At 47.1% G+C, this 13,083-nt stretch carries 13 protein-coding genes; 10 read left to right on the top strand and 3 right to left on the bottom strand.

Annotated elements, in window-relative coordinates:
• Window positions 1–61: 61 nt before the first annotated feature.
• A complete protein-coding gene (locus tag E8L90_RS20750) occupies window positions 62–1,717 on the top strand; it encodes an N-acetylmuramoyl-L-alanine amidase family protein (protein WP_137031126.1) in 1,656 nt (551 codons plus the stop codon).
• Between the two features lie 14 nt (window positions 1,718–1,731).
• Window positions 1,732–2,280, top strand: coding sequence for a GerMN domain-containing protein (locus E8L90_RS20745; protein WP_137031124.1), 549 nt, complete (start codon window positions 1,732–1,734; stop codon window positions 2,278–2,280).
• Between the two features lie 1,105 nt (window positions 2,281–3,385).
• Here the strand turns inward: E8L90_RS20745 and E8L90_RS20730 are convergent.
• Window positions 3,386–3,586 carry a DUF378 domain-containing protein gene (locus E8L90_RS20730; protein ID WP_137031123.1) on the bottom strand — a complete coding sequence of 67 codons (201 nt, stop codon included), beginning with the start codon at window positions 3,584–3,586 and terminating at the stop codon, window positions 3,386–3,388.
• Between the two features lie 182 nt (window positions 3,587–3,768).
• Between E8L90_RS20730 and E8L90_RS20725 the strand changes: the two genes are divergently transcribed.
• From E8L90_RS20725 to pstB (E8L90_RS20710), 4 genes are all read left to right on the top strand, one after another.
• Entirely contained in the window at window positions 3,769–4,704 is a 936-nt protein-coding gene (locus tag E8L90_RS20725; RefSeq protein ID WP_137031121.1) for a phosphate ABC transporter substrate-binding protein PstS family protein, read from the top strand.
• 89 nt (window positions 4,705–4,793) lie between these two features.
• Window positions 4,794–5,741 (top strand): phosphate ABC transporter permease subunit PstC, encoded by a 948-nt coding sequence (pstC, locus tag E8L90_RS20720; RefSeq protein WP_137031119.1) that lies wholly within the window; start codon window positions 4,794–4,796, stop codon window positions 5,739–5,741.
• Window positions 5,742–6,632 carry a phosphate ABC transporter permease PstA gene (gene pstA / locus E8L90_RS20715; protein WP_137031117.1) on the top strand — a complete coding sequence of 297 codons (891 nt, stop codon included), beginning with the start codon at window positions 5,742–5,744 and terminating at the stop codon, window positions 6,630–6,632.
• A gap of 19 nt (window positions 6,633–6,651) precedes the next feature.
• Complete coding sequence (gene pstB / locus E8L90_RS20710; RefSeq protein ID WP_137033539.1) at window positions 6,652–7,425, top strand: phosphate ABC transporter ATP-binding protein PstB; 774 nt, start codon at window positions 6,652–6,654, stop codon at window positions 7,423–7,425.
• Between the two features lie 53 nt (window positions 7,426–7,478).
• Here pstB (E8L90_RS20710) and E8L90_RS20705 read toward each other — a convergent pair whose 3' ends face one another.
• Complete coding sequence (locus E8L90_RS20705) at window positions 7,479–9,527, bottom strand: methyl-accepting chemotaxis protein (protein ID WP_137031115.1); 2,049 nt, start codon at window positions 9,525–9,527, stop codon at window positions 7,479–7,481.
• A 234-nt stretch (window positions 9,528–9,761) separates the two neighbouring features.
• Here E8L90_RS20705 and pstB (E8L90_RS20700) point away from each other — a divergent pair, with 234 nt between their 5' ends.
• Window positions 9,762–10,514, top strand: a complete 753-nt coding sequence (gene pstB / locus E8L90_RS20700; RefSeq protein WP_137031113.1) for a phosphate ABC transporter ATP-binding protein PstB — start codon at window positions 9,762–9,764, stop codon at window positions 10,512–10,514.
• 65 nt (window positions 10,515–10,579) lie between these two features.
• On the opposite strand, the gene E8L90_RS20695 is transcribed toward pstB (E8L90_RS20700), so the two are convergent.
• Window positions 10,580–10,918 carry a winged helix-turn-helix transcriptional regulator gene (locus tag E8L90_RS20695; protein ID WP_137031112.1) on the bottom strand — a complete coding sequence of 113 codons (339 nt, stop codon included), beginning with the start codon at window positions 10,916–10,918 and terminating at the stop codon, window positions 10,580–10,582.
• Window positions 10,919–11,089: 171 nt separating this feature from the next.
• On the opposite strand from E8L90_RS20695, the gene E8L90_RS20690 reads away from it, so the two are divergent.
• Genes E8L90_RS20690 through E8L90_RS20680 form a run of 3 tightly spaced genes read left to right on the top strand, consistent with a single transcriptional unit; the run spans window position 11,090 to window position 13,038 of the window.
• Complete coding sequence (locus E8L90_RS20690; RefSeq protein WP_137031110.1) at window positions 11,090–11,710, top strand: ester cyclase; 621 nt, start codon at window positions 11,090–11,092, stop codon at window positions 11,708–11,710.
• A gap of 28 nt (window positions 11,711–11,738) precedes the next feature.
• The gene (locus E8L90_RS20685; RefSeq protein WP_137031108.1) at window positions 11,739–12,290 is read left to right on the top strand and encodes an NAD(P)H-dependent oxidoreductase; all 552 of its coding nucleotides are present in this window, start codon (window positions 11,739–11,741) and stop codon (window positions 12,288–12,290) included.
• A 34-nt stretch (window positions 12,291–12,324) separates the two neighbouring features.
• Window positions 12,325–13,038: an SDR family oxidoreductase gene (locus tag E8L90_RS20680; protein ID WP_137031106.1), complete on the top strand. Its 714-nt coding sequence runs from the start codon at window positions 12,325–12,327 to the stop codon at window positions 13,036–13,038.
• Window positions 13,039–13,083: the final 45 nt, after the last annotated feature.

Genomic DNA, 13,083 nt, shown 5'->3' with positions numbered 1-13,083 from the left:
AACGTTGCACATTGGCTGACGCCACATAACGAAGAAAACAGACATCACGGAGGAGGTCAGGATGAAGAGACGATTTTACCCTCTGCTTTTTGCGCTACTGGTCCTGCTGCTAATCCCCGGTTGGGCGGTTGCAGCAAGCAGTGCCTCAGAGGAAGCTGTCAATCTCATGATTGGTGGACAAGCAGTAAATGCTGAAGTGCCGACAGTCATCAAGAATGGACGCACGTTGGTTCCCGTTCGTGTCATCGCCGAAGGGCTAGGTGCAAAAGTGGATTGGAATGACGCCACTCGAACAGCAGTCATTACCAAAGGCACACAGCAGCTCTCCCTTACGCTTGACTCCCGTACAGCAGTATTGAACGGCAAACAAGTGAAGCTCGATACGCCGCCTGTTATTTCACAAAAGCGTATGCTGCTACCACTGCGTTTTGTCGGGGAGTCGCTTGGTGTTACAGTCGGGTGGGACAACAGTACACGAACTGTCATTGCCAACGAAACACCACAAGTCAAGCTAAACGGCAAGGTGACAACCCAGCCGATCAAGCTGTATCAAGTGGAAGACTCGGTGTACGCGTCCGCAGAAGCTGTAGCTGAGCAAGTGGGACAAAAAGGCTTTACGTGGAAAAGACCTGAGCGCGGGATGATGATTGATGATCAGTTGGTCCTTCCACTACGTCAGTTGGAGGACGAGCTTGGAGGGTCATTTGCGTGGGACAAGAAAAATAATCAGGTTAAGATCGATCGGCTCAATATTTTGAAAGGTGTATCGGAAGACGGCGCCCGTGTTCGTATTGAAACGACCATACCTGTAATTCCGCAGTCCTTTGTGATGACAGGTCCACACCGGATCGTCTTGGATCTCCCACAAACCGCATTGGATGACGATTTAATCGGAGATCTAAAGCGTCAAGACGAGAAGAACGATAGCGTAGGCGAATCCGAGGGAACGGCCTCCGCTGATCATGAAGACCAAGACAGAGATTCAGATTCTGACGAACAGAAGCAGGCAGAACAAGCGAAAGAAGAACCTCTCATCGCTAACCTGCGTTACAGCCAATACAGTGCATCCCCTGAAACGGTTCGCGTCGTCATTGAGCTGAACCAAAAGAGCACCTATGAGCTGGCTTACACGAAAGACGGTATCGAAGTAAAATTGACGCCAAAACCGAAGAAAACAGGCTACTTGATCGTCGTTGATGCCGGTCATGGCGGAAAAGACCCAGGCACGAAGGGCTCCGCTGGCAACAATGAAAAAGATTACAATTTGGCTGTCTCCAATAAGATTGTGGCTTTACTGAAGCAATATCCAGAGTTTCAAGTCGTTCCTGTACGCACAACAGATGTGTTTTATGAACTGTCAGAGCGTGCCGCTGTTGCCAATGAGTTAGATGCCGACTTGTTCTTATCTATTCATGCCAACGCATTCGAGAAACCGACGGCTGCAGGAACAGAAACTTTCTATTATAATGAAAACAGTAAAGACTTTGCCCAAGTGGTACATAAATATTTGCGTGGGGCAACGCAGTTCCCGGATCGAGGCTTCAAGAAGAGCGGCTTTTATGTGATCAAAAACACGAAAATGCCTGCTGTATTGACCGAAACAGGCTTCCTCTCCAATCCACAGGAGAACGCACAGCTGACGAATCCGGCATTCCAAGATAAAATCGCGAAAGCCATTGTTGCGGCTATTCGTGAATACTACGAGTCTTATCAGTAAGGGGGCTTTTCACGATGAAAAAAAGTCGAGCGATCTGGATGGCAGCGTTAGTGATGCTGCTTTTGGCCGGATGTGGGCAAAACGCGACAGAAACATCACAGCCAACCACACCAGTAGAACAGCCATCTGGTTCAAACACTGATCCATCGACAACAGAGCCGACTCTGAAAAAGCAAATGGTCACCGTTTACTATTCGGATAATAATGTGATGGAGCTGCAAAAAGAAGAGCAAGAGATCACGTTTGCAGAAGATATTGAGAAGTACAAAAAGACACTTGCCCTGCTGGAGACGCCTGTAAAGCCAGACGTGCACACTCCACTGTGGAGAAACTTTAAATACCATTCGATCACAATTGATAAAGGAACCCTGACGATTGATGCAGATAGCAAAAATCAGTTCAACATGGGTTCAAGTGGCGAGACGATGGCTTTGGATGCGTTGAAGAATACATTCTTTCAGTTCTCGGAAGTAAAGGAGATTGTCTTCTTGGAGGATGGCAAGAAAGTAGAAACGCTGATGGGGCACGTAGATCTCACCGAGCCACTGAAACGCGACAATTAATCATCACCAAAAAGGCGGCACACCCTGTTTATCAGGATGTGCCGCCTTTTTTTCATAGATATTGTGTTTCGCGTAAAGTGGCTGTCGTGGAGAGAAGAATATTTCCAGTCTAGGCTCCAGGCTCCGTCCTGCTGGGGGTGAGACTGTCCGCTCCGAAGCGATTAGCGGGGAAACGCAAAAGTGGTAGCCGCTACGTCGCTTGGGCACGTTGCGTTTCTTTTGCCCGCTAATCGTTTCTCCGCTCGGTAGGACTCCACAAGTCGCTACGTCTGGAAATATTCTTCTCTGTCGTGATTGTATACGTTCTTCATTCTTTTAAGGCTTATAAAATCGTAATAACACGGAAAGCTCGTAGAGGAAACAGGAGAAATAAGCGAAGATCTTTGGTACACCGACCGAGGCGTAATGAAAAAAAGCGAAACAAGCTTTTAGCGTCCACCTCTGAGACACCTCTTGAATGAACGACTTTGGACGCGGGTTTCGCTTTTTTTCATGGAGACGGGCAGTGAATCCCACAGCGGGTGGGACAAGAAGCTGAGCGTTTTCTCCTGTTTCCTCCCCAGCACTACAACAACAACCTAAGGTCTCTAATTATGTAGCTACGGTGGAGAGGAGAATATTTCCAGTCTAGGCTCCAGGCTCCGTCCTGCTGGGGGTTTAGACTGTCCGCTCCGAAGCGATTAGCGGGGAAACGCAAAAGTAGTATCCGCTTCGTAGCTCTGGCACGTTGCGTTTCTTTTGCCCGCTAATCGCTTCTCCACTCGAAAGGACTCCACAAGTCGCTACGTCTGGAAATATTCTTCTCTGTCGTGACTGATTATATCCTTACATTCTTTTAAGGTTTTTATAAACCGAATAACACTGAAAGCTCGTAGAGGAAACAGGAGAAAAAAGCGAAGATCTTTGGTACACCGACCGAGACGGAATGCAAAAAGCGAAACACGTTCTTAAGCGTCCACCTCTGAGACACATCCTGAAGTTACCACTTTGGACGCGGTTTCGCTTTTTGCATGGAGGCGGGCAGTGAATCCCTCAGCGGGTGGGACAAGAAGCTGAGCGTTTTCTCCTGTTTCCTCCTCACCCCAACAGCTGGAGAAAGGTTTTTTTATGTTGGTGTTTCTTCCCGATCCGTAAATAGAACCTTGATGGCATACACCCCAAACAAGCCTACCAACGTATACACGATTCGACTTACGATAGATTCCGCTCCACCAAACAAGCTCGCGACTAAATCGAATTGAAATAACCCGATTAATCCCCAGTTTAAGGCACCTATGATCACAAAAAGCAAGGCTAGCCGTTCCACATGGACACCCCCACCAAAAGAATAGGGACAGTATTGCCATGCTTGCGCCGTTTTACAACAGGACTCCCTGCATCTTTAAGAAAGCTTTACATTCACAACATAATACGACAACATTCCCGCTGTATAGTTTGTACTTGTAAGAGAGAAAAAAAACCGAACCTTTTAAGGAGGATTTTCATCCAATGAAAAAACTCAGCAAAATGTTTATTGCGCTGACATGTGTAGGGGCATTACTCGCGGGGTGCGGAAGCGGCAACACTGCGCAGACACAAACACCAGCACCAGCGCAAAAACCAGCTCAGGAGCAAAGCAACTCTGGTTCGACAACAAAAACTTCCGGTGAACCTGTCACTGCAGTGGGTTCTACCGCTTTACAACCTCTGGTCGAGCAAGCGGCCAAAGACTTTATGGCAAAAAATGCAGGCGCACAAATCCAAGTACAAGGCGGAGGAAGCGGCACGGGCTTGAGCCAAGTAGCAAGTGGTGCAGCAACGATTGGTAACTCCGATATTTTTGCAGAAGAGAAAAAAGGCATTCCAGCAAACGAACTGGTAGACCATAAAGTAGCCGTTGTCGGAATGGCAGCAGCGGTAAGCCCACAAGTAAAAGTGGACAACTTGTCTAAGCAACAATTGATCGACATCTTCACTGGAAAAATCACCAACTGGAAAGAAGTTGGCGGCGAGGATATGAAGATCACGCTAGTTAACCGTCCGAAATCTTCAGGAACTCGCGCGACATTCAGCAAATTCGCGTTGGATGGCAAAGAAGAAGCAGAAGGTATCACAGAGGATTCCTCTGGTACTGTTCGCAAAATCATTGCAGAAACACCAGGTGCAATTGGTTACTTGGCACTGTCCTACTTCAATGACACTGTAAAAGCTCTGAAATTGGATGGCGTGGAAGCAAACGCAGAAAACATTACATCGAACAAATATCCAGTATGGGCGTACGAGCATATGTACACCAAAGGTGAAGCAACTGGCGATGCAAAAGCATTCCTCGACTTCATCCTGACTGACGATGTACAAAAGAAAACTGTTACAGAATTGGGCTTCCTGCCAATCACAGACATGAAAGTGGAACGTGATGCAGAAGGCAAAGTAACTCAAAAATAAGCGTTATCGTCAACAGCAAAATAGAGGGGTAGGGGGGCCTTCCCCTCATTTTGCTTGCGTACAGTCGTTTTCTTTCCAGGAGGGAGAACATGGGCCATCGTACTGAAGGGGTAAATACAGAGCGTCAATCGATGATTGCGCAAAAAATGCTGACAACGAACAAGCGTCAAAAAACAGAGAATATTACCGGCAGAACCATCGCGATGATTTGTGCGGGTTTGCTCGTTATTGTAGTTTTATCGATCACCTATTTTATTGCTTCAAAAGGGCTGTCGACGTTCTTTGTCGATGGAGTAAGCTTCAAAGAATTTTTAACCCATGACAAATGGGACCCAGAGGGTGAGCCATCTGCGTATGGTGTGTTGCCCTTTATCCTCGGTTCGTTTTTCGTAACGGCACTGGCTGCTTTGATTGCCGCGCCACTCGGAATCGGTGCCGCTATTTTTATGACAGAGATCTTTCCTGGCTTCGGGAAAAAAGTGTTGAAGCCGGTTATCGAGCTGTTGGTTGGTATTCCATCGGTCGTTTACGGTTATGTCGGACTAACTTTACTTGTTCCTTTTATTCGCGAACAATTTGATGTTCTTGGCTTCAGCTTATTGGCAGGGGGACTTGTTCTTGCCCTGATGATTTTGCCAACCATTACGAGTGTGGCAGCAGATGCTATTGAGGCTGTTCCGCAAGATTTGCGCAATGCTTCGCTCGCACTTGGTGCTACGCGCTGGCAAACGATTTGGAATGTCGTGTTGCATTCCGCACTTCCTGGCTGTTTGACGGCCATTGTTTTGGGAATGTCTCGCGCTTTTGGGGAAGCTTTGGCTGTGCAAATGGTTATCGGTAACACAACGAAGCTGCCAGGCGGTTTGCTCGACCCGATCAGTACGCTCACTAGCGGTATTACATTGAACATGGGGAACACGATTCAAGGAACTCCGTATAACAATGCTCTATGGTCAATGGCTTTGCTGCTCTTGGCGATGTCTTTCATCTTTATCGTGATTTTGCGCCTGTTGGGCAGAAAGAGGTTGGCGAAATAGATGAAAGCGAGACTGATGGACCGCGCTGCTACTGTTGTTTTGACACTGATTGCCGTACTGATTATCGGTACCTTGGTGGGATTATTGGGCTTCATTCTCTCACAAGGCTGGCATAAGCTGAATCTCGACTTTTTGACCTCTGCGCCGGATATTGTCAATGCGGGTGGCGGGATTGGACCACAGCTTTTCAACTCGTTGTACTTGCTGGTCCTGACTATGCTGATCGCGTTGCCGCTCGGGATCGGAGCAGGTATTTATATGGCTGAATATGCGCCGGATAACAAGATTACACAGTTTATCCGCATGAGTATAGAAGTATTGTCTTCCCTTCCGTCTATCGTAGTTGGTTTGTTTGGATTGCTCGTGTTCGTAAATATGACAGGCTGGGGCTATACCCTGTTTGGTGGAGCACTTGCGCTGACGGTATTTAACCTGCCACTCTTAGTTCGTGTAACAGAGGATGCACTGCGCAACGTACCACGCAGTCAAAAGGAAGCGAGTCTCGCGCTTGGTATAACCAAATGGCGTACCATCGTGTCAGTCATCCTTCCAGCAGCACTCCCGGGTATCCTTACGGGGGCCATTCTGGCTTCTGGCCGTGTATTTGGGGAAGCGGCTGCCTTGCTGTTTACGGCAGGGATGTCTTCACCGAATCTGGATTTCACCGACTTCTCGATGAACAGTACGACGTCACCTCTGAATCCGTTCCGTCCTGCCGAGACCTTGGCCGTGCATATTTGGAAGGTAAACAGCGAGGGGCTGACACCGGATGCACGTGATGTCGCAGATGGCGCGGCTGCTGTTCTGATTATTGCCGTCTTGCTCTTTAACCTTTCCGCTCGTTGGTTCGGGAATTGGGTTTACAAAAAGATGACGTCAGGATCAAACTAAGAAGAGGTAGGTGGCAGCCATGTCCGTACTGACCATGCAAGAAACGATCATTCAGACGAATAACGTGAATGTATACTACGGAGAGAAGCACGCCGTAAAAAATATATCCATGGATATTGAAAAAAACTCCGTGACGGCCTTTATTGGTCCGTCCGGATGCGGGAAATCGACGCTTCTACGGAGCTTGAACCGGATGAATGATCTGGTTCCTTCTTGTCGTGTAGAGGGTTCCATTATTGTTGATGGTATCGACATTAATAGCTCGCAAGTAAACATCGAGAGCCTGCGCCAAGTGGTAGGAATGGTGTTCCAACGAGCGAATCCATTTTTTAAATCGATCTATGAAAACATCGCATTTGCACCGCGTTTCCACGGGATGACCAATAAACGTGATTTGGACGAATTGGTTGAGTCGAGCCTGCAAAAAGCAGCGCTTTGGGATGAAGTAAAAGATCGTCTTCGCGACTCAGCGCTCTCGCTTTCTGGTGGACAGCAGCAAAGGCTTTGTATCGCGCGTGCAATTGCGATGCAGCCAACCATTTTGCTGTTGGACGAACCGGCTTCCGCTCTCGATCCGATCTCTACCATGAAAATCGAAGAGCTGGTCATGCAGCTAAAAGATGAATATACAATCGTGATCGTTACCCATAACCTCCATCAGGCAGCGCGAATTTCTGAGAAAACCGCCTTCTTCCTGATGGGTGAGCTGATCGAGATGGATGAGACAGGGAAAATCTTCACATCACCAGAAAACGAAAAAACCGAAGATTATATTAGCGGACGTTTTGGTTAATAGAAAAGCAAAGCCCTCCCAAGCACTTATGCTTGCAGGAGGGCTTTTTCTTATCATGATGATTGTCTTTGGAGAGAGGGACTGTCTTCCGCTCTGAAAAATTTGATCGCTTGCTCCAAATCCTCAACGATATCTGCCAGACGCAGGGAGTCATCGAGAAATTGCTCCGATAAGGATAGACTTTCTTGATTGGCGGCTACGGCTTGCTGTGTGCCTGATACGACTTGCTGTGCAGAGGCAGACAGATTGTCTACCCGCTGTGAAATGGCTTGGCTCTGTGTCGAGATTGTTCCTGTGAGCATTCTGATCGATTCAAATTGTGCAGTCAACGCTTCGCTGAGCTGGATCGTGTTGTGAAAGATAGAGGCGGCCTGGTGCAAGGTTTGAATGCCATTTACAGTAGCATGATCGGTTGTTTGCAAGCAGGAGGCTACGTGCTCCATTCGTTCTTCCCCTGATTCAATTACCTTTTGAATACGGGCCGATGCCTCTTCGGTCTGGTCGGACAGTAAGCGAATCTCGTCTGCTACGACGCTGAAGCCGATTCCGGCTTGTCCAGCCCTGGAAGCTTCGATTCGGGCATTGAAGGACAAAAGCTTGGTTCGCTTGGAGATGGCGGAGATCAGGCCGAGCATTTCGTTGATGTCGCTCATGCTTTCTCTCATGGAGGACATGGCATGCAGAGAAGCTTTCATATCCTCTGAGATACTGTGCATATTTTCTTTTAGCAAATCGATGGAGGTTGCTGCTTTTACATTTTGCTGACGTGATTCCTGGCTTTGTACAATTGCTTTTTCCATGGAATCTGTAATCCGGGACATTTCTTTCGTGATGTCGGCCATCGTAGTGTGGATATCATCGATCTGCTCCTGCTGGTTGTCCATTTCTTGGGCAAGCCGCTCTGTTACGGTTACGACTTCTGACTGCATGGCGTGTGAATGGCGGGAGCCTTTTCCTACATGATCGGCTACCTGCTTGACGTCTGAGATGACATACTGGATTTTACCGATAATCGTCCGGATTTGTTCACTCATTCGATTGAAGCTGTCAGCCAGCTGGCGAATTTCATCATTGCTTTGTACGTGCATGGTTTGCAGCAGATCGCCCTGGCTAAAGGCGGACATTTTTTGTTGGGCTTCCTTAATTGGCTTGATAATTCGTCGTACGTACACATACAGCATCAGGGCAAGTGCAGCGAGTCCGACGAGGGAAACGGCCAAAATGGTTAGCTGAAGGCGACGGACCTCTTGCTTTACCTCGGATACCGACTGTGCGACGATTACTCCCCATTTTAGGGAGGCGTCAAATTGATAGGCGGCAAAAGAGTCCACCCCATTGATCCTGCTCGGCTCGTACCCAGATTGACCGGCCATGACGTTTTGTACGATGGCAAGGTCAGTGAGGAGGGGGCGCTGCAACGCGTAGGATTGATCGGGATGAGCGACCAGCTTGCCTTGTTGATCAACGATCATGGCATATCCGGTTTCCCCCAGTTTAATCTGCCCGATGGATTCGCTCAGCTTCGGAACAGAGACAAATGCCACGACGACACCTACAGGCTCCTCGTCTTCATTGCGCAAAGGGAGTGAGACGGCGATCTTGGGAAACTCCGTCTCGGAAAACTGGAAGACATCTGAGACAAAAATCCCCTGCTGCGGTTGATTCAATGCTCCCTCATACCAGTCCATTTTTCGCGGATCGTAGGAACTGTCGAGGGGTGATCCCGGAAAGGTCAAATACTTTCCGTCTGTGGTGACGATCTGTAATTCGGAAATCGTAGGATTGCTGGTAGACAAATCCGTAAAAATGCCAAAGATCTGATTGTTGGTGACCTTACTGTTTTTATAAGTGGAAGCAAATGATTGCAAGGCGGTCACGATGTCATAGACCCTGCTATGGACTTTCTGTAGAGCTGCACCTGATGCTTCGTGTAATTGCTGCTTTGTTTTTTCATTAAGCGTGGCTTCAGATTGATAGCTGATGAAGAAAGCGGCGATTGCCATCATGCAGACAACCATCCCCATAATGCCTGCAAACAGCCTGGTGAAAATTGAACGATAATGAAACGACGAGTGACCCCATTGTTTTCTTATGTCTGGCATTCATTGTTCTCCCCTTATTCGTCAAAACGTTCAGTTTCATTGTAGGGGGTACCTAGGGGAGCGTATATGCTTTACCAGCAAGATTTACCATAACTTAATGTAAAATGACCTATGTAAAAAGTCCTAAAACAAAAACTTTATCGAAACTTAATAAACATCACACGGAACCCTAACATTGGTGCGCTATAGTGGGGAAAGTAAAAGGACGAACAACCACGAAGGAGCGAAGACCGTATGAGCGTTATTTCGGTGAGAGAGTTGAATCTCTTCTACGGTAATAAGCAAGCCCTCTATCATATAAATCTGGATGTAGAGCCTGATTCCATTACAGCCTTAATTGGTCCGTCCGGCTGCGGTAAGTCTACTTTTTTACGGACGTTGAATCGAATGAACGATTCTGTACCGAACACCAAAATTACGGGAACGGTAAAAGTGTTCGACGAGGATATTTATAGTAATCGCGTAGAAGTTGAGCGACTTCGCAAAAATATCGGCATGGTGTTTCAGCATCCGAATCCATTTCCGAAGAGCATCTATGACAACATCACGTACGGGCCGAGACTCCACGGCATGAACGATCGTAACAAGCTGGACGAGTTGGTAGAGACAAGCCTCAAGGCAGCGGCTCTTTGGGATGAAGTGAAGGATGTACTGAAAAAGCCAGCAACAGGGCTTTCCGGTGGACAGCAGCAACGCCTCTGTATCGCACGGGCTCTCGCTGTTCAGCCACAGATCATTTTGATGGATGAGCCAACCTCTGCCTTGGACCCGATTTCGACAGCCAAAATCGAAGAGCTGTTGGAAGAGCTGAAGAACCGTTATACGATTGTAATCGTGACGCACAACATGCAGCAGGCAGCACGTATTTCCGATAAGACTGCGTTTTTCTTGAATGGTGAGCTAGTCGAGTTTGACAGTACCCCGACGATCTTCCAAAATCCTCGGGACAAAAGAACAGAGGATTACATTACCGGACGTTTCGGATAATTCAATAGGCATGATGGTAAAAGAGCGGACTTTTCGAGGTCCGCTCTTTTTGATTTGAAAAACGTTTATAAATGCAAGCCAAACCTCTTCAACTCAATGAAAATACCTTCCAATCGTTTCCCCTTCTCTGTTAACGTATATTCCACGCGCGGAGGTACTTCCGGAAACACCTTTCTCTCCAATATACCGTGCTCCTCCAATTCCTTCAGTCTGAGCGACAGTGTTTTTGGGCTAATCCCATCCATGGATTTCAGCAGGTCGCTGAAACGCAGCGTTCCTTCTATAAGCAGGTCCCGAATGATTAAAAAGGTCCATTTGGTCCCGATTACGTCAAGCGTCTTGGCAATGGGGCAAGGTTGCCCTGGGGTTCCTTTGTTCAGTTCGATTGGCTCAATAACGTTCATCGGAATATCCTCCAAAAAAATTAGTAGGGTTTTTGGCTATTATAGCGCAATAGTATCTTTTGGGAAACTATATGAAATAAATATCACTACTTCCGTAAATGAAGTTAGTGTCATTACAATAGCAATATCAACCGATACTTCCCCTCTAAATAAGGAGCTGATTAGAACGACATGATTCCACTTACCAAAAAAATGAGTTCGATAGCTGGTATTGCTGTCATCTTCGGGACGATGCTGCTCACGACAGCATGCGCTACTGATTCGAAAACGTCTGCTTATGATAAACAAACGGCTGTGTTGTCCGCCAAGACAGACGTACAACTATTGAAGGATCTTCCTCAACCCGTTTCGATGACGATTGATTCCTCTTTGGATTCAACGAAAGCTACCGAGATGGTACAGGCTGCACAACGTTTCTACGGATTCTGGAACACGGGGAATGAGGATCTCATTGCACAAACCGTTTCCCCAAGTTTCATAGATAACACGTTGCCGAAAGGAAGACCTCAAGGCCCCGATGGCTTGTTATTCGCTTCTCGCAACTTTCGTAAAGCAGTTCCCGACTTGCAATGCAAAATGGAGGATTTACTGGTAGTGGGAGACAAGGTAACAGCTCGTCTTTCCTTTACGGGTACGAGCAAAGGCGAGTTTATGGGAAAACCTCTGACCGGGAAGCCCATTCAATTTATGGCAATCGATGTTTTGCGCATCAAGGATGGGAAGCTTGTTGAAGACTGGCACCTGGAAGACAATTTAACTTTTATGCAGCAAATCGGCGTCATAGCGAATTGAAAGTCCTAACGTAAAGGAGATGTGAAAAATGAAAAAAATCCTTATCATCAATGGTCACCAAAAATATGGCTCATCGGAGGGGAAACTGAACCAAACGTTGATGGATCATATGGTGAGTCTGCTCGAAAAAGAGAACGATGTACGAACTACCATTATTCAAAATGGATACAAAATCGAAGAAGAGCAACAGAAATTTCTCTGGGCAGATATGGTCATTTATCAAACCCCTATCTACTGGTTCAGTGTCCCTGGATTATTGAAAACATATATGGATGAGGTATATGCGTACGGCTTGTTTTTCAAGGGGGCTAATCAATACGGAAGAGGCGGTTTATTAACCGACAAAAAATATATGTTCTCGACGACTTGGAATGCTCCAGAAAAAGCATTTAACGATCCAACCCAATTCTTTAAAGGAGAAAGTCTAGAGGATGCAATCAGCCATTTGCACCGCGTACAGGAATTTTTGGGCATGCAACCTGTAAAGAGCTTTGCTTGCTATGATGTCATCAAAAATCCGCAGATCGATCGGTTTGTATCCGAGCTCGAGGCGCATCTCAAACAGGTATTGCGTTTCTAATAAAAATCTCACAGTAAAAGGGAGAGATTCTATCATGTTGCACAATCAAAAGATAGTCATCATCGGCGGAAGCTCCGGAATTGGTTTGGAGACAGCCAAACAGGCAGTAGCCCTTGGTGCAGAAGTGATCATTGCCAGCCGCTCCGAAGATAAATTGCAGAAGGCAAAAGAGAGTTTGGGCTCCAAAGCGTCGGCGTATACGCTGGATACCACCGACGAGCAGCAAGTTCAGGCCTTTTTTGAAAAAGTAGGCGCGTTTGATCATCTGGTCGTCAGCGCAGCGGAAACATCAGGTGGGTCATTCCTTCAAACGGATACAGCCCAAGCGCGGAAGCTGTTCGACAACAAATTTTGGGGCCAATATTACGCGGCGAAATACGGTGCGTCGAAGATTTCAACAAACGGTTCTATCACCTTATTCTCCGGGGTTGTCGCCTATAAAGCGATGATTGGTTCGTCTGCTCTTGGTGCAGTCAATGCGGCGGTTTCGAATCTGGGGCAAACCCTCGCTTTGGAACTGGCGCCAATCCGAGTGAATATCGTTTCACCTGGCATTATTGATACGCCATCACGCAGTAAAATGCCTGAAGAAGTGCGCGAAAACTTCTATGCAACATTGGCAGATAAGCTTCCTGTGAAACGAGTTGGACAAGCGAAAGACGTCGCACAAAGCGTACTATACCTGCTCCAAAATAGTTTTGTAACCGGAACGGTCCTTCATGTAGAAGGCGGCCACATTTTACTTTAAAAGATTCCATTGCTGGATGTTTCGGATCATTTTCATATGTAGTAT

Source organism: Brevibacillus antibioticus, assembly GCF_005217615.1.
In the GTDB taxonomy this organism is placed as follows: domain Bacteria; phylum Bacillota; class Bacilli; order Brevibacillales; family Brevibacillaceae; genus Brevibacillus; species Brevibacillus antibioticus.
The sequence above is the reverse complement of the archived record's forward strand: the minus strand, read 5'-3'. Positions and strand labels throughout refer to the sequence as shown.